18 protein-coding genes, 2 pseudogenes and 1 riboswitch are annotated in these 18938 nt (G+C 72.0%); of the genes and pseudogenes, 15 read left to right on the plus strand and 5 right to left on the minus strand.

Annotated features, from left to right (window positions below; all coding sequences use genetic code 11):
- The first annotated feature begins 21 nt into the window (after window positions 1-21).
- The 3 genes from MUY14_RS12585 to cobA are packed head-to-tail and all read left to right on the plus strand — an operon-like array spanning window position 22 to window position 4225.
- A complete protein-coding gene (locus MUY14_RS12585) occupies window positions 22-1083 on the plus strand; it encodes an ATP-binding protein (protein ID WP_247023164.1) in 1062 nt (353 codons plus the stop codon).
- On the plus strand, window positions 1080-2951 hold the full coding sequence (locus MUY14_RS12590; RefSeq protein WP_247023165.1) for a DUF2201 family putative metallopeptidase: 1872 nt from the start codon (window positions 1080-1082) through the stop codon (window positions 2949-2951). The genes MUY14_RS12585 and MUY14_RS12590 overlap by 4 nt, the downstream gene beginning before the upstream one ends.
- Before the next feature lie 47 nt (window positions 2952-2998).
- Window positions 2999-4225, plus strand: a complete 1227-nt coding sequence (cobA, locus tag MUY14_RS12595; protein WP_247023166.1) for a uroporphyrinogen-III C-methyltransferase — start codon at window positions 2999-3001, stop codon at window positions 4223-4225.
- Here the strand turns inward: cobA and MUY14_RS12600 are convergent.
- Window positions 4213-5091 carry an alpha/beta fold hydrolase gene (locus MUY14_RS12600; protein WP_247023167.1) on the minus strand — a complete coding sequence of 293 codons (879 nt, stop codon included), beginning with the start codon at window positions 5089-5091 and terminating at the stop codon, window positions 4213-4215. The two genes, cobA and MUY14_RS12600, sit on opposite strands and share 13 nt — an antisense overlap.
- Window positions 5092-5226: 135 nt before the next feature.
- On the opposite strand from MUY14_RS12600, the gene MUY14_RS12605 reads away from it, so the two are divergent.
- Entirely contained in the window at window positions 5227-6069 is an 843-nt protein-coding gene (locus MUY14_RS12605) for a crotonase/enoyl-CoA hydratase family protein (protein ID WP_247023168.1), read from the plus strand.
- Between the two features lie 12 nt (window positions 6070-6081).
- Window positions 6082-7786: pseudogene (locus tag MUY14_RS12610) on the plus strand (AMP-binding protein).
- 40 nt (window positions 7787-7826) lie between these two features.
- Here the strand turns inward: MUY14_RS12610 and MUY14_RS12615 are convergent.
- Window positions 7827-8216 (minus strand): hypothetical protein, encoded by a 390-nt coding sequence (locus tag MUY14_RS12615; RefSeq protein ID WP_247023169.1) that lies wholly within the window; start codon window positions 8214-8216, stop codon window positions 7827-7829.
- 33 nt (window positions 8217-8249) lie between these two features.
- Window positions 8250-8750 carry a hypothetical protein gene (locus MUY14_RS12620; protein WP_247023170.1) on the minus strand — a complete coding sequence of 167 codons (501 nt, stop codon included), beginning with the start codon at window positions 8748-8750 and terminating at the stop codon, window positions 8250-8252.
- 315 nt (window positions 8751-9065) lie between these two features.
- Here MUY14_RS12620 and MUY14_RS12625 point away from each other — a divergent pair, with 315 nt between their 5' ends.
- The 8 genes from MUY14_RS12625 to trxA all read left to right on the plus strand — a co-directional run bounded on the left by MUY14_RS12625 (window position 9066) and on the right by trxA (window position 13633).
- Window positions 9066-9275 carry a hypothetical protein gene (locus MUY14_RS12625; RefSeq protein WP_247023171.1) on the plus strand — a complete coding sequence of 70 codons (210 nt, stop codon included), beginning with the start codon at window positions 9066-9068 and terminating at the stop codon, window positions 9273-9275.
- 422 nt (window positions 9276-9697) lie between these two features.
- Complete coding sequence (locus MUY14_RS12630) at window positions 9698-10318, plus strand: CDP-alcohol phosphatidyltransferase family protein (protein ID WP_247023172.1); 621 nt, start codon at window positions 9698-9700, stop codon at window positions 10316-10318.
- An 88-nt stretch (window positions 10319-10406) separates the two neighbouring features.
- On the plus strand, window positions 10407-10790 hold the full coding sequence (gcvH, locus tag MUY14_RS12635) for a glycine cleavage system protein GcvH (RefSeq protein ID WP_247023173.1): 384 nt from the start codon (window positions 10407-10409) through the stop codon (window positions 10788-10790).
- A gap of 137 nt (window positions 10791-10927) precedes the next feature.
- Entirely contained in the window at window positions 10928-11398 is a 471-nt protein-coding gene (gene garA / locus MUY14_RS12640; protein WP_086864865.1) for a glycogen accumulation regulator GarA, read from the plus strand.
- Window positions 11395-12141, plus strand: coding sequence for a MerR family transcriptional regulator (locus MUY14_RS12645; protein WP_247023174.1), 747 nt, complete (start codon window positions 11395-11397; stop codon window positions 12139-12141). The genes garA and MUY14_RS12645 overlap by 4 nt, the downstream gene beginning before the upstream one ends.
- A gap of 225 nt (window positions 12142-12366) precedes the next feature.
- Window positions 12367-12840 carry a bifunctional nuclease family protein gene (locus tag MUY14_RS12650; RefSeq protein WP_004559569.1) on the plus strand — a complete coding sequence of 158 codons (474 nt, stop codon included), beginning with the start codon at window positions 12367-12369 and terminating at the stop codon, window positions 12838-12840.
- Window positions 12841-12881: 41 nt separating this feature from the next.
- The gene (locus MUY14_RS12655; RefSeq protein ID WP_247023175.1) at window positions 12882-13277 is read left to right on the plus strand and encodes a MerR family transcriptional regulator; all 396 of its coding nucleotides are present in this window, start codon (window positions 12882-12884) and stop codon (window positions 13275-13277) included.
- Window positions 13278-13288: 11 nt separating this feature from the next.
- Window positions 13289-13633, plus strand: a complete 345-nt coding sequence (gene trxA, locus MUY14_RS12660) for a thioredoxin (RefSeq protein ID WP_247023176.1) — start codon at window positions 13289-13291, stop codon at window positions 13631-13633.
- Here trxA and MUY14_RS12665 read toward each other — a convergent pair.
- Window positions 13614-14246 (minus strand): TetR/AcrR family transcriptional regulator, encoded by a 633-nt coding sequence (locus MUY14_RS12665; protein ID WP_247023177.1) that lies wholly within the window; start codon window positions 14244-14246, stop codon window positions 13614-13616. The genes trxA and MUY14_RS12665 overlap by 20 nt on opposite strands.
- A 278-nt stretch (window positions 14247-14524) precedes the next feature.
- On the opposite strand from MUY14_RS12665, the gene MUY14_RS12670 reads away from it, so the two are divergent.
- Both MUY14_RS12670 and gcvP read left to right on the plus strand, forming a co-directional pair.
- Window positions 14525-15103, plus strand: coding sequence for a MerR family transcriptional regulator (locus MUY14_RS12670; protein ID WP_281506288.1), 579 nt, complete (start codon window positions 14525-14527; stop codon window positions 15101-15103).
- 42 nt (window positions 15104-15145) lie between these two features.
- A riboswitch (glycine riboswitch) is annotated at window positions 15146-15244 on the plus strand.
- Between the two features lie 171 nt (window positions 15245-15415).
- Entirely contained in the window at window positions 15416-18292 is a 2877-nt protein-coding gene (gene gcvP / locus MUY14_RS12675) for an aminomethyl-transferring glycine dehydrogenase (RefSeq protein WP_247023178.1), read from the plus strand.
- A gap of 29 nt (window positions 18293-18321) precedes the next feature.
- On the opposite strand, the pseudogene MUY14_RS12680 reads toward gcvP, so the two are convergent.
- Window positions 18322-18825, minus strand: a pseudogene (locus tag MUY14_RS12680) (LuxR C-terminal-related transcriptional regulator); the annotation flags it as partial.
- Between the last annotated feature and the right edge of the window lie 113 nt (window positions 18826-18938).

The following is an 18938-nucleotide window of genomic DNA, read 5'->3' on the forward strand; positions in this document are numbered from 1 at the left end:
TCCTGACCAGGAGGTCCACGCTTGCACGCCCAGCTCACGGTCACGCCCGCCCGGCTGCCCGAAGTCCTGCTCACCACCGCCGTCGTCCGGCCGGTGTTCCTCTGGGGCGCCCCCGGCATCGGGAAGTCCTCGCTCGTCCGGGATTTCGCCGCCTCGCTCGGGCTCGACTGCGTGTCGCTGCTCGGCACCCAGCTCGCGCCCGAGGACCTCATCGGCGTCCCGCAGATCGTCGACGGCCGCAGCCGCTTCTGCCCGCCGGAGCAGATCGCGCGCGACGAGCCGTACTGCCTGTTCCTCGACGAGCTGAACGCCGCCGCGCCCGACGTCCAGAAGGCGTTCTACTCGCTCATCCTCGACCGCCGGATCGGCTCGTACGAGCTGCCGGCCGGCTCGGTCGTGATCGGCGCCGGCAACCGGGCGACCGACCAGGCACTGGCCCGGCCGATGGCCTCGGCGCTGGTGAACCGCCTGGTGCACGTCCACCTGCGCGCCGCGCCGGGTGACTGGCTCGCGTGGGCGGCGGGCCACGACATCCACCCGTGGGTGATCGAGTACCTCACACAGCGCCCGGACCACCTGTGGAGCCCGCCGCCGAAGACCGAGGAGCCGTTCTCGACGCCGCGGTCGTGGCACATGCTCTCGGACCTGCTCCGCTCCGCCGGCGATCCGGCCGACGACGAGACGATCGCCCTGCTGGCGTACGCGACGCTCACCCCGGCGCACGCGGGCGCGTTCCGCGCGTACCTCAAGGTGGCCCGGCACGCCTTCGACCTGGAGGCGATCCTCAAGGGCGACGCCCGCTGGCCCGCCGAACCCGGCGACCGCGACCTGCTGTACTTCCTCGCCGAGACGTTCCGCGCCCGGCTGGTCAAGGACCTGCCCGCGGACAAACGGCACGCGTCGGCCTCGGTGCGCCAGTTCGCCTTCCGCGCCAAGGGCCTGCTCGTCGAGCTGGCCGAGATCTCGCTCGAAATGGCGCAGCTGGTCATCGCCGACGACGAAGCCGGGCAGCCGCGGCTGCCATCGTGGTTCCTCGTCGAAGCCGCCCGCGACCTCCCGCGGCTGGTCGCGGCCCGGGCATGAGCACCGCTCGCGTCGAAGCCCAGCGCCGTGAGCGCCGCGCCAAGGCGATCGCCGACGGCTGGGCCCTGGCCCGGTCGCACACCGTCCTGGACCACCTCGTGCGGGGAGCGAGCCTCAGCCCGGCGAGCGGCACCGGGGGCTGGGCCGTGGTCACCGACCGCGGTCTCGTCACGCCGAACCGCGGCCGCGACGCCGAACCGGCCGAGTGGGCCTGGGTGTTCGCGCACCTGCTGCTGCACCTCGGCCTCGGCCACCTCGACGAGAACCAGCTCACCGAGGCGGCGGCCGTCAAGCCGGGCCGCGAGGTCGAACCGGTCTACGCCGCCGCGTGCTGCGTGGCCGTGCACCGGTTCGCCGAAGCCGTCCACGTCGGGACGCCGGTGCTGGACCTGCCCGAGCTGCCCGGCACCGACGAGCTCGCGCTGACCCGCGCCTGGCGCGAAACGGGCGTGCCGGCGCCGTTCGCCGATCTGGGCACCGGCCGGCCGTGCCTGGTGCTCGCGGAGCCGATGAGCCGCTGGCAGCTGCAGTACCACGGGAAGCCGGAGCCGTGGACCGAACGGTTCGCCCGCGGCCTGATCGCGTCGGCGACCGAGGCGATGGAACGCGCCGCCGACGCGCGCGGGCAGACCCGGCACCGGCGCGCGCTGGGGGAGTGGGACCGCGCGCTGTCGTGGTTCGTCTCGTCGTTCCCGCTGCTCGGCGCGATGGCCGCCGGGTTCACCCTCGTCGTGGACACCGAAGTCGTGCGTGCCTGGGACATCGCCGTGGCCGCGGTCGACGCCGAGCACGGCGAGATCTACGTCAACCCGAACGCGGCCCTGACCGCCGAGGAGTGGCGGTTCGTGCTCGCCCACGAGATGCTGCACGCCGCGCTGCGGCACGACCGGCGGGCGCTGGGCCGCGAGCCCTACCTGTGGAACGTCGCCTGCGACTACGTGATCAACGGCTGGCTGGTCGCCATGGGCGTCGGCGAACTGCCCGGCGACGGCCTGCACGACCAGCAGCTGACCGGGATGTCGGCGGAGTCGGTGTACGACACGCTGACCACCGACCTCCGCCGGGCCCGCAAACTCCTGACGCTGGGGTCGCGCGAGGCGGGCGACGTGCTGGGCGACTGGCTGTCCGAGCCGGAGGCGGCACAGCGCCGGTCGTCCAAGCGGGGCGCGCGGCCGGTGCCGTGGGGTGACCGCGTCCAGGGCGTCGACCTCGACGAGTTCTACCGCCGGGCGCTCACGCAGGGGCTGGAGTACCACCACGCCCAGGGCCGCGGCCTGCTGCCGCTCGGCCTGGAACAGGAGATCCGCGCGCTCGACCACCCGCCGCTGCCGTGGGACGCGCAGCTCGCCCGCTGGTTCGACGAGCACGTGCGCGCGGAGCTGCCGGTGCGCAGCTACGCGCGGGCGTCCCGCCGCCAGTCGGCGACGCCGGACATCCCGCGCCCGGGTCGTATCCGCCCGGAACGGCTCGACCGGCGCGCGACCTTCGGCGTCGTGCTGGACACGTCCGGGTCGATGAACGCGGAGCTGCTGGGCAAGGCGCTGGGCGCGATCGCGTCGTACGCGCTGGCGAGGGACGTCCCGGCGGCCCGGGTGGTGTTCTGCGACGCGGTCGCCTACGACGCCGGGTACCTCGCCGTGGCGGACATCGCGGGCCGGGTGAAGGTCCGCGGTCGTGGCGGCACGATCCTGCAGCCGGGCGTCGACCTGCTGCAGCGGGCTCCGGACTTCCCGGCCGACGGCCCGATCCTGATCATCACCGACGCCCAGTGCGATCACGTCCGGCCCCGGCGGGAGCACACGTACCTGGTGCCGCGGGGCGCGCGGCTGCCGTTCGTGGCCCGCGGGCCGGTGTTCCGCGTGGCATGACCCACGCCGGGCTGGCGCTGAGGTGAACCGCCAATAAACTCCCGCGCATGGACGACCCGCACTACCTCTCCGGCCTCCAGCTGACCGGCCGCCGCGTTGTCATGTTCGGCGGCGGGTCGGTGGCCCAGCGACGGCTGCCCCGGCTGATCAGCGCGGGTGCCCGCGTCGAACTGGTGTCGCCGCACACGACGCCGTCGGTGCAGGGGATGGTGGACGCGGGCGAGCTGGTCTGGCACGAGCGCCGCTACACCGAGGGCGACCTGCGCGCCGCCTGGTACGCGCTGGCCTGCACCGACGACCCGGAGGTGAACGCGGCGATCTGCGCCGAAGCCGAGCGTGAGCGCGTGTTCTGCGTGCGTGCCGACGAGGGCGAGTCCGGTTCCGCGGTGACGCCGGCGTCCGGCCGCCACGGCGGCCTGCTGTTCGGCGTCCTCTCCGGCGGCGAGCCGCTGCGCTCGGCGGCCGTGCGCGACTCGATGCTCGATGGCCTCCACAACGGCACGATCGAGGACGGCCGTCAGCCCCACCCGGAGGGCACGCTGCCCGGCGTGGCCCTGGTCGGCGGCGGTCCCGGCGACCCCGAGCTGATCACGGTCCGCGGCCGCCGGCTGCTCTCGCGCGCGGACGTCGTGGTGGTCGACCGGCTGGCGCCGCGCGAACTGCTCGACGAACTGGCGCCGGAGGTGGAGATCGTCGACGCGGCGAAGATCCCCTACGGCCGCGCCGCGAGCCAGGACGTCATCAACCGGACGCTCATCGAGAAGGCCAAGGAAGGCAAGTTCGTCGTCCGCCTCAAGGGCGGCGACCCGTACCTGTTCGGCCGCGGCTTCGAAGAGGTCCTCGCCTGCGCGGAGGCCGGCGTCCCGGTCACGATGGTCCCGGGCATCACGAGCGCGTTCGCGGTCCCGGCGGTGGCGGACGTCCCGGTCACCCACCGCGGCGTGGCGCACGAGGTGGTGGTGGTCTCGGGCCACGTGGCCCCGGGCGACGACCGGTCGCTGGTCGACTGGGAGCTGCTGGCCCGCATGCGCGGCACGATCGTGCTGATGATGGGCGTGGAGCGCCTCCCGCAGTTCGCCAAGGCCCTGCTGGACGGCGGCCGCCCGTCGGACACCCCGGTGGCGATCGTCGAGGACGGCACGATGCGGACCCAGCGCACGCTGCGCTCCACATTGGACACGGTGGTCACGGACGCGGCGGCGTCGGGGGTGCGCCCGCCCGCGGTGATCGTGATCGGCCCGGTGGCGGGTCTGGCGCCGGTTCAGTCCGCGTAGCAGCTCGCCGCGAAGTCCCGGATCGCGTCCGACAGCCTGGTCGGGTCGAGCCTCAGCTCGACCGGGCTGCGCGCCTGGACGAACTCCGCCGCCGGCATGTCCACCGCCAGCGTGTCCGCGTCGCCGAAGGGGTGGATCGGGTCGCCCTGGTGGCCGATCACCAGCGCCCGCGTCGTGATCCGGCGGCGGACCGACTTCGGCGGGGCGATCCGGCCGAACAGCACGCCGTGCAGGAGGGCCGCCATCGGGGCCGGGCGTTGCGAGAGCGTGTCCGTCACGACGTCGACCCACTGGTTGCCGTGCGGGACCAGGGAGGCCACCAGCGCCACCGCCTGGACCGTGACCGGCAGGAAGCGGGCCGCCATCAGCAGCGGGGCGAACGTGAACAGGCCCGCGACGATCGCGTTGTCCAGCACCGGCATCTCGACGATCAGGCCGCGGGCGCGCCCGGGCGCCTGCACCGCCACCTCCAGCGAGACGTTCGCGCCGAGGGACGTCCCGCCGATCACCGCCGACTCGACTTCGAGGTGGTCGAGCAGCGCCAGGGTCTGCTCGGCGAACGACGGCATCGAGTACAGCCACGACTCGGTCGGGCGGTCGGAGTCGCCGTGGCCGAGGAGGTCGAGCGTCACCACCCGGAAGCCCGCGCGGGCCAGCCGGCGCGCCAGCGGGGCGTGCATGCGGCGGGTCAGCATGATGCCGTGGGTGAGCACGACGACGCGGTCGCCGCTGCCGAACTCCGTGTACCAGAGCCGGTGGCCCTCGTGGTCGAACGAGCCGGTCAGCTCGATCGGCCGGGACGCGCGCCGCGCGGGCGGGGCCGGGGGCTCGGGCTCGATCAAGGTCGCGCTGCTGGCCGGGCTCATGTCCCACCGTCCTCCCCGCGTCGTGGTCGCCTACGTCCAGGAAAACATCCCCTGACCACGTTGGCACAGTGACTCGCGCGTCAATTGACAACGTGCCAATGGCGGCTCGTCGCGGGCATGGGTCAAGATGACCCCATGACCGCTACTGCTGACAGTCTGCCCGACCTCGTCTCCCTCAAGGTCGACGTCGACGGCCACGTGGCCGAAGTGACGCTCCTCGGTCCGTCCAAGGGCAACGCGATGGGTCCCGACTTCTGGCGCGAGCTGCCGCTGGTGTTCCGCGCGCTCGACGCCGACCCGCAGGTCAGGGCCGTCGTGCTGACCGGCAGTGGCCGGCACTTCTCCTACGGCCTCGACCTGCCGGCGATGATGGGCGACTGGGCGCCGATGCTCGGCGGCGACAGCCTCGCGGGCCCGCGGACGGCCTTCCTCGACCAGGTCCGGTCGCTGCAGGCGGCGGTCAGCTCGATCGCGGAATGCCGCAAACCGGTCGTAGCGGCCGTTTCGGGCTGGTGCATCGGGGGCGGGGTGGACGTCGTCGCCGCCGCGGACATCCGGCTGGCCAGCTCCGACGCCAAGTTCAGCGTCCGCGAAGTGCGCGTCGCGATCGTCGCGGACCTCGGCAGCCTCCAGCGCCTCGCCTCGATCATCGGCGAAGGACACCTGCGGGAGCTGGCCCTGACCGGCAAGGACGTCGACGCCGCACGCGCCGAGAAGATCGGTCTCGTCAACGACGTGTACGAAGACCAGGACGCGCTGCTGAAGGCCGCGCGGGAACTCGCCGCCGAGATCGCTGCGAACCCGCCGCTCGTGGTGCAGGGTACGAAGCAGGTACTGGCGACGAACACCGAGCGCCAGGTCGCCGACGGCCTCCGGTACGTCGCGGCCTGGAACTCGGCGTTCCTGCCCAGCAAGGACCTCGGCGAAGCGGTCCAGGCGTTCATGGAGCGACGCGCGCCGGAGTTCACGGGCGAGTAACTAGGAGGCAGCGTGACCGCTTCGGAAGTCCACCACGCGTTTCGCGTGGCGCGTGACTACCTGCAGGCCCACCGCGAGGACTACGACACGGCCTACCGCGACTTCGCCTGGCCGGAGTTCGACGAGTTCAACTGGGCCATCGACTGGTTCGACGTGGTCGCGCACGACCCCGGCAACTCGCAGCGGTACGCGCTCTGGATCGTCGAGGAGGACGGCACCGAGAACCAGTGGACCTACCCGGAGCTGTCCGGCCGGTCCAACCAGGTCGCGAACTGGCTGCGGAGCCTCGGTGTCCGGCGCGGCGACCGGCTGATCCTCATGCTGGGCAACCAGGGCGAGCTGTGGGAGACCATCCTCGCGGCGATCAAGCTCGGCGCCGTCATCATCCCGGCCTCGACGCTGCTCGGCCCGGCCGACCTGACCGACCGGGGTGGAGCGCGGCGCGGCCAGGCACGTCGTGGTCCGCTCGGCCGACGCGCCGAAGTTCGCGGACGTCGAAGGGGACTACACGCGCATCGCCGTCGGGGAGCCGGTCGAGGGCTGGCAGCAGTACTCGGCCGCGTTCGCCGAGTCGCCGGAGTTCGCCCCGGACGCGCCCACGAAGGCCACCGACCCGCTGCTGCTCTACTTCACCTCCGGCACCACGGCGAAGCCGAAGCTGGTGCAGCACACGCACGTCTCCTACCCCGTCGGGCACCTGTCGACGATGTACTGGATCGGGCTGGAGCCGGGCGACGTCCACCTCAACATCTCCTCGCCGGGGTGGGCGAAGCACGCGTGGAGCAACTTCTTCGCGCCGTTCAACGCCGAGGCGACGGTCTTCCTCTACAACTACAACCGCTTCGACGCGGGCGCGCTGATGGCCCAGATGGACCGCTGCGGCGTGACGAGCTTCTGCGCGCCGCCGACGGTGTGGCGGATGCTCATCCAGGCCGACCTGACGGCGTTGAAGACGCCGCCGAAGAAGGTCGTCGGGGCGGGGGAGCCGCTCAACCCCGAGGTGATCGAGCAGGTCCAGAAGTCGTGGGGCGTCACCATCCGCGACGGCTTCGGGCAGACGGAGAGCAGCGTCCAGATCGCGAACACGCCGGGCCAGGACGTCGTGCCGGGCTCGATGGGCCGCCCGCTGCCGGGGTTCGTGGTGGCGCTGGTCGACCCGGTCAGCGGCGAGCGGGCTTCGGAAGGCGAGATCTGCCTCGACCTGCAGCACCGCCCGGTCGGCCTGATGACCGGCTACGCCGGCGACGACGAGCGCACGTCGGCAGCCTTCGGAGGCGGCTTCTACCACACCGGTGACGTCGGTTCGGTCGACGAACGCGGCTACATCACCTACGTCGGGCGCACGGACGACGTGTTCAAGGCGTCGGACTACCGGATCTCGCCGTTCGAGCTGGAGAGCGTGCTGATCGAGCACGAGGCGGTGGCGGAGGCGGCGGTCGTCCCGGCCCCGGACCCGATCCGGCTCGCGGTGCCGAAGGCGTACGTCGTGCTGGCCACGGGCTTCTCACCGGACGCCGGAACGGCGCGGTCGATCCTGGCCTACTGCCGCGAGCACCTGGCGCCGTACAAGCGGATCCGGCGGCTCGAGTTCGCGGAGCTGCCGAAGACGATCTCGGGCAAGATCCGCCGCGTCGAGCTGCGCGGCCGCGAAAGCGACCCCGCTCGGGGCGCGGGCACCGAGTTCCGCGAAGAGGACTTCCCGGACCTCAAGGCGTGACCGGGAGGGCCCCGGGGCTGGTCGCCCCGGGGCGCTTTCGTCAGCTGCGGGTGCCCTCGACCTGGCGGCCGTCTTCGGTCGAGCACGCCGTCACGGGGTCGTTCGCGCCGCTGCCGCAGGTCCAGTCGTCGAGCACGACCGGGCCGGGGCCGTCGGGCGAGCTCGCCTCGGCCGGGGTCAGCTTCGCGAAGTAGTCGGTCAGCAGCTGGGTGGCCGCGGCGCAGTCGACCTTGCCGTGGGCCACGACCGCCGTCTTCGCGCCGCCGGCACCGGTGACGTCGCCGCACGGGACGCCGGGCGCGGTGGACTCCGCCGCCGCGGCGGCCGCGGGAGCGGGGGACGGCGCCGCGGGGGCCGGGTCACCGCCACCGCACCCGGCCAGTGCGGCGGACGCGGCGACGAGCAGCAAGGGGTACGCGAAAGTCTTCATGGGCCCTTCAGGAGCGGGACGGGTCGACGGGGATCACTCGGACGGCACGACGGCGGCGAAGACCGTCTGCTCGCCCTTGGTGCAGGTGGTGCCGCCTTGCGCGGCGGGCGGCCCGGAGGTGCACAGCCAGCCGTCGACGGTCTCGTTCACCGCGTCGTTCGAGCCCGCGCCCTGGCGGCCGGCGATCTTGCGGTGGAAGTCGCCGACGAGCTCCGTCGCCGCGGCGCAGCTGACGCCGGCGGAGCCGCTGTCGAACACGTAGAGCGTCAACCCGCTGGCGGCGGTCACCGTCCCGCAGGCCCCGGGCACCGACGGCGGCGCCCCGGACGGCTTGGGCGCGGACGGCGCGGCGGAAGAGCTCCCCGCGGCGGGCGGCGGCGGGGGAGTACCGGTGGACGTCGTCGCCGGCGCGGTGCTCGACACCGAGGGTGACGGCGCCGGGGCGGGGGCCGCCTGTTCGGCGGAGCAGGCGGCGAGCACGGGCAGCGCGAGGCAGGCCACGAGCCACGTCTTCGTGGTGGTCGGGTGGGGCACCGCGATCCTTCCTCCCCGGCTGGCTGGCCCGGTCATTCTGGCCCATCCGGGCGAGGCCCCGAGGGGCGACGCGCCCAAGGGTGTGCCGGAGATTACTCCAGCCGGGTGGCGCCCCGGTCCGGTGGCCGTCGGAAGAATGTCCACAATGGACGATTAACATTCCGTTCACGCTCCGAAACCTCAGGCTGCCATCTCGAATCGATCGGTCTAATTCGCGCCGCGCCGGTTAACAAACCGGCCCCGCGTGCCGAAGATCTTGGTGGGAGGCAAGAAGAGCTCCCGTCCCCGATACCCGCCCCGAGCCCGTAGAGAGCCATGAACGCCGACGCTGTGACCAGCACCGAAGATCCGTCCAGTCCGCCGACCGCCCCGTGCACCGTCGTCTGGTGCTGCGGCCGCCCGTACGTCCTCGAGGGACGAGCCGGCCGAGCCCGCTGGATGGGCACCGACTACCGCGGCCGCCCCGAGTCGCTGACCAGCGCGGAGCTGCAGCGCCGCGGCTGGAGCCACCGCCGCGCGAGCTGACCCCCGGCCGGGCCGCCGCGACCGCGGCGGCCCGGCTTCGGAGCCCGGGGTCGCACGGAACGCGGCCGGATCCCGCCGCGGGCCCGCGGGAACGTCATGAACGAGTCGTTCACTACGTCCGGCGCCAGAGGCCACGGCAAAGTCAGGTCAGCGCAGCAGATCCGGTCGCCCGCACGTCGTGAAAGGGCCGTTCACCTCGTCAGACGCCATGAAAGACCCTTTCATGGCATCGCCGCGGCGCCGCACAGACCGCGCGGCCACGACTTTGCCGGAGCCCTGGCGTCCGGCGCGGTGAACGACTCGTTTACGACATCGGGCCCGGCGGGCGCTCGGCGACTCACCACGTCCGCCCGGCCTGGCCGGCACCCGACCGGCACCGCACCACCCGGCGCCGTCACCCCGCCCCGCTGTTTAATGGCCCGGTGAGCACAGCCGCGCCCGAACCCGCCGCTCCGGCGGGCGCCCCCGAGCCGTCCCTGCTGCGGCAGGCGATGAACGTTCCCAACATCCTGTCCCTGCTGCGGCTGGCCGGCGTGCCGGTGTTCCTCTGGCTGCTGCTCGGCCCCGAAGAGGACGGCTGGGCGCTCGCCCTCCTCGTCTTCAGCGCGCTCACCGACTGGCTGGACGGGAAGCTCGCCCGCTGGCTCAACCAGATGTCGCGGCTCGGGCAGCTGCTCGACCCCGCCGCCGACCGGCTGTACATCCTCGCCACCCTCATCGCGTTCCTCGCCCGCGAGATCATCCCCTGGTGGGTGGTCGTGCCGCTGCTGCTGCGCGAAGCCGTCCTCGGCGTGTGCGTCCTGACGCTGCGCCGCCGCGGGTTCGCGCCGCCGGAGGTCACCTACATCGGCAAGGGCGCCACCTTCGTGCTGATGTACGCCTTCCCGTTCCTGCTGCTCGCGCAGGGCGGCTCGGACGTCGCCGCGATCGCTCGGCCGATCGGGTACGCCTTCACGATCTGGGGTGGCGTCCTCTACGTCTGGTCCGGCGTGCTCTACGTCCTCCAGGCGCGCAACGCCCTCCGCGGGGCACGGGAAGCCTGAGCCGGGCCCGGGCCCGGCGGTTGCGCCGTGTGGGTGTAAGACTTCGCCCAGCACGTTTCGCCAGTGAGGGCATGAAAGGGGACCGGCGGTGTCCGCTCCTGAAGAGCTTCGCTACACCGAGGAACACGAGTGGGTCGCCACCCGCGAGGAGACGCTCGTCCGCGTGGGTATCACCGAGTACGCGCAGGACCAGCTCGGTGACGTCGTGTTCGTCGACCTGCCCGAGGTCGGCCGCCAGCTCAGCACGGGCGACGTCTTCGGCGAGGTCGAGTCGACCAAGAGCGTCTCCGAGCTGTTCGCGCCGGTCGACGGCGAGATCGTCGCGGTGAACGACTCGGTCGCCGACTCGCCCGAGCTGATCAACAGCGACCCCTACGGCGAAGGCTGGCTGATCGAGATCCGGCTCGACGACCCGGCGGGTCTGGAAGCGCTGCTCGAAGCCGAGGCCTACGACGCCCTGACCAAGGGCTGAAGCCCGCTCCCACCCGGTCGGACCAGCACTGCGCCGGTTCGGGGAGCCGGGGCTCGGAGAATCGATCAGGCACGGTACGTTGGCAGCTACACGTTCTTGAGTACTAGGCAACACAGCATGTGTGGAGGAGAGCTCAGGTGAGCACGAACGACGGGCCCGGCGGCGTTCCCCCGGAGCAGTCTCCGGAGCGGACCTCTGTCTTCCGGGCCGACTTCCTGGCCGAAGTCGAAGGTCACGAGCCCGCCCCCGCCGCGGAGGCGCCCGTCCAGGGGGTCGACGCCCTCCCGGCGGGTTCGGCGCTGCTGGTCGTGAAGCGCGGGCCCAACGCGGGTTCGCGGTTCCTGCTCGACCGCGACACCACCAGCGCCGGGCGGCACCCGGACAGCGACATCTTCCTGGACGACGTCACGGTCTCCCGCCGGCACGCCGAATTCCGGCGTGAGGGCGGCGAGTTCGTCGTCATCGACGTCGGCAGCCTCAACGGCACCTACGTCAACCGCGAGCCGGTCGACCAGGCCGTCCTCGCCGGGGGCGACGAAGTGCAGATCGGGAAGTTCCGCCTGGTCTTCCTGACCGGCCCGGGGCACGGGGGCCAGGGGGCGCAGTGACGGCGGCCGGACGGCCACAACGCGACGGGTTGAGCATCGGGGCCGTTCTCGCGCAGCTGCGCGGCGACTTCCCCGATGTCACCATCTCCAAGATCCGGTTCCTCGAAGCGGAAGGCCTGGTCACCCCGGGCCGGACGCCTTCGGGCTACCGGCAGTTCGCCGCGGCGGACGTGGAGCGTCTCAGGTTCGTCCTGGCCGCCCAGCGGGACCACTACCTCCCGTTGAAGGTCATCAAGGAACAGCTGGACGCGGCGGACTCGGGTGCCGGGCCCGTCGCGGACCTGCCCCGCCCGCCGCGCCGGCTGGTGCCGATCGACGCACCGGCCGAGAACGTCGGCCTGCCCGTGGCGGACGACTTCACCGCGGGCAGGGAGCTGCGCCTGACCCAGGAGGAACTCCTGGAGCAGGCGGGCATCGACGCCGCCGCGCTGGCCGAGCTGCAGCAGTACGGCCTGGTCCGGCCCGGTCCCGCCGGGTTCTTCGACCCGGACGCGGTGCTGGTGGCGCGGACGGTGCGGGCGATGACCGAATTCGGTATCGAGCCGAGACACCTGCGTGCCTTTCGCGCCGCGGCCGACCGCGAGGTCGGGTTGCTGGAGCAGATCGTGACCCCGGTGTACCGGCATCGTGACCCGGAGGCCAAATCGAGGGCCGACGAAGTGGTGCGCGAGCTGGCGGCACTGTCCGTGACGCTGCACACGCTCCTCGTCAAGGCCGGAATCCGTGGCGTCGCCGGGTGTTGATCACCATCAAGACCGCAACGGGGGAGTGAGATCCTCTTTGCGGTCCCATGTCAATGACTGAATGTTCGGCACCGCATGCCGTACCGTGAAGGCACGGGTTTGCGGCAGGCGAACCGAGAGAGTCCGGACAGCGAGCACAGCGCGCGGATGACGGGTAGCGTCGACAGTGGCGGCGCGAAGCCGTTCCACCGCTGAAGCCCGTGCACGAGAGGGAGGCGAAATCCGATGAGCGAGATGCGCGTCGTCGGGGTGCGGGTCGAGCTGCCCGCGAATCAGCCGATCTTGTTGCTGCGGGAAACCGAGGGCGAACGGTACCTGCCGATCTGGATCGGCTCGGTCGAAGCCACCGCCATCGCTTTGGAGCAGCAGGGAGTCCGCCCGGCCCGCCCGCTCACGCATGACCTGCTGAAAGAGGTCATCGGAGCGCTCGGCCGGGAACTCGAGCAGGTCGTCATCACCGACCTCAAGGAAGGCACGTTCTTCGCGGAACTGGTCTTCGACGGCGACATCCGGGTGTCCGCCCGGCCGAGCGACTCGGTCGCGCTGGCCCTGCGGATCGGGGTCCCCATCCACGCCGTGGACTCGGTGCTGGAAGAGGCCGGCCTGATCATCCCGGACGAGCAGGAGGACGAGGTCGAGAAGTTCCGCGAGTTCCTCGACTCCGTGTCGCCGGAAGACTTCCGCGGAGCGGACACCTGAGTACTTGCCTTGACGCGGACGTCAACGTCTAGCGTCGGGGTATGCGGATCGGAGAGCTTGCGCAGCGCACGGGTGTCACCACCCGTGCGCTGCGTTTTTACGAGGACCAGGGCCTCCTCGCGGCCCGTCGCTCGGCGAACGGCTACCGCGAATACGACGAGGACGACCTCCAGCTGGTCAAGGAGATCCAGACCCTGCAGACGGTCGGGCTGACCCTGGAGGAGACGCGTCCCTTCGTCGAGTGCCTGCGCAGCGGCCACGAAACCGGCGACTCCTGCGCGAATTCGATCGAGGTCTACCGCCGCAAGCTCGAAGAAGCCGACGCGCTCCTGGCCCGCCTCGGCGGCATCCGCGGCGAACTGGCCGCGAAGCTCGCCGGCGCGCTCGCCCGGCAAGCGCCCGACCCGTGTGTCGTGCCCGAATCCCCGCGCCCGTGAAGGAGACCGCTGTGTCCGAAGACGCCACCGTCAGTGCTGTCACCGATGCGACCTTCGCCGAGGTCCTCGGCAGCGACGTTCCCGTGCTCGTCGAGTTCTGGGCCACCTGGTGCGGCCCGTGCCGGATGGTCGGCCCGGTGCTGGCGCAGCTGGCCACCGAGCGGGCCGGCGGACTCGTCGTCCGCAAGATCAACGCGGACGAGAATCCCGAGACGACCCGCTCCTACCAGGTCATGTCGCTGCCGACGATGATGTTGTTCCGGAACGGCGAGCCGGTCGAGACGATCGTCGGCGCGTTCCCGAAGGCCCGCATCGAAGAGCGGCTCGACCGCGTGCTCAAGGCGCCGTCGCTTTGACGAAGGTGTCGGCCACCTCGCGGCCGTACTTCTCCAGGTCCAGCTCCGGGTCGGCGGCGTAGGCCGCGGCGACGCCGTCGATGGCCTGCGCGATCGACATCGCCATCACCTCGGGCGTGAACTCGCCGAACGCGCCTTCGGCCTGGCCCTGCTTGAGCTGGCGGGCCAGGCCGTGCACGCGCAGGTCGTCGACCAGCACCTTCGTCATCACCCAGCCGTCGACGTCGTCGGTGTTGGCGGCCAGCTCGGTCAGCACCCGGACGCATTCCGGGTACGTGCGCAGGAACGCGATCGACGTCTCGATGTGCGCCCGCAGGTAGCCGGGCCGGTCGGCGGGGTCGAGCCCGCCGCCGGTGCGCTCCTTCAGGTAGCCGTTCCTGGTCTCGACGACCGTGCTGAGCACGGCCTGCATCAGGCCGGCCTTGTTCGTGAAGTGGTAGGAGATCAGCCGGGTGCTGCTGAGCCCGGCCCGCTCCTTGATCTTGGCGAACGTGGTCCGGCGGTACCCGAGGTCGGCGAGGACGCCGATGGTCGCGCCGATGATCTGCGCGCGGCGTGCGGCCTCGGTGGGGCTGAGCCCCATCTCGGCCATGATGTCGGTGTTTACTTGCATGAGTAAAAAGTTACTCGGCTGAGTAAAACGCGTCAAGGAGTTTGAACCTGCGCGTACGGGGTACGGCGAACGGCGCAAAGGCTCATCCGACCGTTGAGGCTTGCCGCGCGTCGCGTTGACCGGTGTTCTCCTGACGCTTACCGTCGAAGGAGGTAAATCGCCACGATGTGATTCACGGTCTGGGGCCGGATCGTGGCGGTTGATCTCCGGTGGGTCCCGCTCCTGGGACTCCCCGGCTGTCATTCGCCGGCCGTCCGGTCGGGCGAGGGGAGGCTTGCGTGGTCGAGGCTGGTTCCGAGAAGCAGCCTGTTGGGGTCGCGGGTGGCGAGCAGGGTGAGCTGTTCCCCGACGACTCGCTGCCGGACGAGCTGGTGGGTTACCGCGGCCCGGCCGCGTGCCAGATCGCCGGGATCACCTACCGCCAGCTCGACTACTGGGCCCGGACGAAGCTGGTCGCACCCAGCATCCGCACGGCGCACGGCTCCGGCTCGCAGCGGCTGTACTCGTTCAAGGACATCCTGGTCCTCAAGGTCGTCAAGCGGCTGCTGGACACCGGGGTCTCGCTCCAGAACATCCGGGTCGCCGTCGACCACCTGCGCCTGCGCGGGGTCCGCGACCTGGCCAAGGTGACGCTGTTCTCCGACGGCACCACGGTCTACGAATGCACCTCGCCGGAGGAGATCGTCGATCTGCTCCAAGGCGGCCAAGGCGTCTTCGGCATCGCGGTCAGCGGCGCGATGCAGGAAATCAGCGGGACCATCCACGAATTCCCGGCCGAGCGCGCGGACGGCGGCGTCGTCGAGACGCACGAGCCGGACGAGCTCACCCAGCGCCGCAACGCACGCAAGACCGGTTGATCACCGCTGCGGCGGACGGAGTAAGGTTCTCCCTGCGGTCGACGAATCCGCGCGGGAGAGTCCGAGCCTCATATTGAGCTCGGCGCCGAAGGAGCAAGTCCTCCCCGGAACCTCTCAGGCACCCTGGACCGCGCGGACGAGACGCCTCTGGAAAGCGGGTCGTCAGGACACCACCTGATGGCCCCGCCGACGGTGCAAGCCCGGTTCAACCACGCGGGCGAAACTCTCAGGCGCCCCTCGGGGTACGGACAGAGTGGGGAGGGCCAGGACACCGTCGTCCCGGCCCCGCCCCGCCGTCCCCAGGAGGCCTTCGTGAATCCGTCACTCGCCTCCCTGGAGCAGGGGATCCCGTTCGCCGAGCGGCACCTCGGGTCTGGTCCGGATCAGCTGCGCACGATCCTCGACGTCATCGGCGTCGCCTCCCTCGACGAACTCGCCGAGCACGCCGTTCCCGAGTCGCTGCGCGCGTCCGCCGAACCCCTCGAACTGCCCCCGGCGGCCTCCGAAGCCCAGGCGCTGGCCGAACTGCGCGAGCTGGCCGCCCGCAACCGGCCGACCGCCGCGATGATCGGGCTCGGCTACCACGACACCGTCACCCCGCCCGTGATCCGGCGGAACGTCCTCGAGAACCCGGCCTGGTACACCGCTTACACGCCCTACCAGCCGGAGATTTCCCAAGGGCGGCTCGAAGCGCTGCTCAACTTCCAGACCATGATCGCGGACCTGACCGCGCTCCCGGTCGCGAACGCCTCCCTGCTCGACGAAGCCACCGCGGCCGCCGAAGCGATGACGCTCGTTCGCCGGGCGGGCCGGGCGAAGTCGAACCGGTTCGTCGTCGACCAGGACACCCTGCCCCAGACCCTCGCCGTGCTGCGGACGCGAGCCGAACCGCTGGGCATCGAGCTGGTCGTGGAAGACCTGTCGCAAGGACTCACCGGGCTGGGGCTCGGCGGTGACTTCTTCGGCGTGCTGCTCGCCTACCCCGGCGCGTCGGGTGCCGTGCACGAACTCGACCTGACCATCGCGGAAGCCAAGAAGCACGGCGCCGCGGTGGTCGTCGCCGCGGACCCCCTCGCCTTGACGCTGCTGCGGCCGCCCGGCGAGCTCGGCGCCGACGTCGCCGTCGGGTCGACGCAGCGGTTCGGCGTCCCGCTCGGCTTCGGCGGCCCGCACGCCGCTTACCTCGCGGTGCGGAAGGGGCTGGAGCGACAGCTGCCCGGGCGCCTGGTCGGCGTCGCGAAGGACGCGGATGGCGCGCCCGCGTACCGGCTGGCGCTGCAGACGCGCGAGCAGCACATCCGCCGGGAGAAGGCGACGTCGAACATCTGCACCGCGCAGGTCCTGCTGGCCGTCATGGCATCGATGTACGCCGTGTACCACGGGCCCGACGGCCTGCGCGCGATCGCGTTGCGGGCCCACCGGATGGCCACCGTGCTGGCCGCCGGCCTGGCCGAAGGCGGGGTCGAGGTCGTGCACGGCGAGTTCTTCGACACCCTGACCGCGGCGGTGCCCGGCCGGGCGGACACGGTCGTCGCGGCGGCCCGCGACCTCGGCGTCACGCTGCGCCGGATCGACGGCGACCACGTCGGCGTCGCCTGCGACGAAACGACCACCCGGGAGCGGCTTTCGTTCGTGTGGAAGGCGTTCGGCGTCTCGGTGTCCGATGTGGACGGCCTGGACGCGGACACGGCCGACGCGCTGCCGGCCCCGCTGCGGCGCACGAGCGCGTTCCTCACCCACCCGGTGTTCCACGAGCACCGGTCGGAAACCGCGATGCTGCGGTACCTGCGCCGGCTGTCCGATCAGGACTACGCGCTCGACCGCGGCATGATCCCGCTCGGCTCGTGCACGATGAAGCTCAACGCCACCGCGGAGATGGAGCCGGTCACCTGGCCGGAGTTCGCCGGGTTGCACCCGTTCGCGCCCGCCGAGGACGCCGCCGGCCTCCTCGAGGTCGTCGCCGACCTGAGCGCCTGGCTCGCGCGGATCACCGGCTACGACGCGGTTTCGCTGCAGCCCAACGCCGGGAGCCAGGGCGAGTTCGCGGGCCTGCTGGCGATCCGCGCCTACCACCGCTCGCGCGGCGAGGACGCGCGAGACGTCTGCCTGATCCCGGCCAGCGCGCACGGCACGAACGCGGCGAGCGCGGTGATGGCGGGCATGCGGGTGGTCGTCGTCCGCTGTGACGACGACGGCAACATCGACCTCTCGCACCTCAAGTCCACTGTGGACGAGCACCGCGGCGACCTGGCGGCCATCATGCTGACCTACCCGTCGACGCACGGGGTGTACGAGGACACCGTCGGCGAGGTGTGCGCGGCGGTGCACGACGCGGGTGGGCAGGTGTACGTCGACGGCGCCAACCTGAACGCGCTGATCGGCGTCGCCCAGTACGGCCGGTTCGGCGCCGACGTCTCGCACCTGAACCTGCACAAGACGTTCTGCATCCCGCACGGCGGTGGCGGCCCCGGCGTCGGCCCGATCGGCGTCCGCGCGCACCTGGCGCCCTTCCTGCCGAACCACCCGCTGCAGCCGGCGGCCGGGCCCGGGTCCGGTGTCGGCCCGGTCAGCGCGGCGCCGTGGGGGAGCGCGTCGATCCTGCCCATCTCGTGGGCCTACGTCCGGATGATGGGTGCCGAGGGCCTGCGCCGGGCGACGCTCGTGGCGGTCGCCAACGCGAACTACATCGCCCGCCGGCTCGGCGAGCACTACCCGGTGCTGTACGCGGGCCGCTCGGGTTTCGTGGCCCACGAATGCATCCTGGACCTGCGGCCGCTGACGAAGGCCACGGGCGTGACCGTGGACGACGTCGCGAAGCGGCTGGCGGACTACGGGCTGCACGCGCCGACGATGTCGTTCCCGGTCGCGGGCACGCTGATGGTCGAGCCGACCGAAAGCGAGGACCTGGCCGAGCTGGACCGCTTCTGCGCGGCGATGATCGCGATCCGCGCGGAGATCGACCGCGTGGCGTCGGGGGAGTGGCCGCTGGCGGAGTCCCCGCTGCGGCTGGCCCCGCACACGGCGGGCTGCCTGGCCGGCGACTGGAACCGCCGCTACAGCCGCGAGACGGCGGCGTTCCCGGCGGGCCGGACGACGGCGAAGATCTGGCCCCCGGTCCGCCGCATCGACGGCGCCTCCGGCGACCGCAACCTGATCTGCTCCTGCCCGCCCCCGGAAGCCTTCGCGTGAGTGGTCCCGGACAGGTGGAGCAGCAGCTCGGCGCGGCTGGTGAGGCCGAGCTTGCGGTAGATCTGCTGCAGGTGCTTCTGGACCGTCCGCGGGCTGATGCCGAGCCGCCGGGCGATCTCGCGGTCGGACGCCGCCCGCGCGACCAGAGTGGCCACCTCGTGCTCGCGGGCCGTCAGCTCCGGGGCCGTCCCGGCGACCGGCCGGACCGCCGGCCGCTCGTGGCGGGCGAACGCCTGGGCCAGGTGCGGCGTGAGCAGCTCGACCAGGTCGTGGTCGCGGGCGGAGAACCCGGGCCGCGACCGGCTGAGCGTGAGGACGCATCCGTGCCGGTCGTCGACCTGGACCACGCACAGCAGCTGGTCGACCGTGCCGCGCGGGCGGTGGAAGTCGGTGTAGAACGGCAGCCCGCGCAGCGTCCGGAGGTCGGCCAGCTCGGTCAGCGCGGCCGCCGTACCCAGCCGCAGCGCTCCCGAGCGGTGGGCCGCGAACCCCGGGTGCTGGTGCGCCAGCGCCCGGAACTCCGCGTGGCGCATCAGGTTGTGCTCCGGCCGGTCGGTCACCGTGCCGGTCAGGCGGCGGGTCGTGTGCTCGGTGCTCGTGCACGAGACGACGTCGCAGCCGACCAGTCGGCCCAGTCTCGCCAGCC

This window comes from Amycolatopsis sp. FBCC-B4732 (assembly GCF_023008405.1).
In the GTDB taxonomy this organism is placed as follows: Bacteria; Actinomycetota; Actinomycetes; order Mycobacteriales; family Pseudonocardiaceae; genus Amycolatopsis; species Amycolatopsis pretoriensis_A.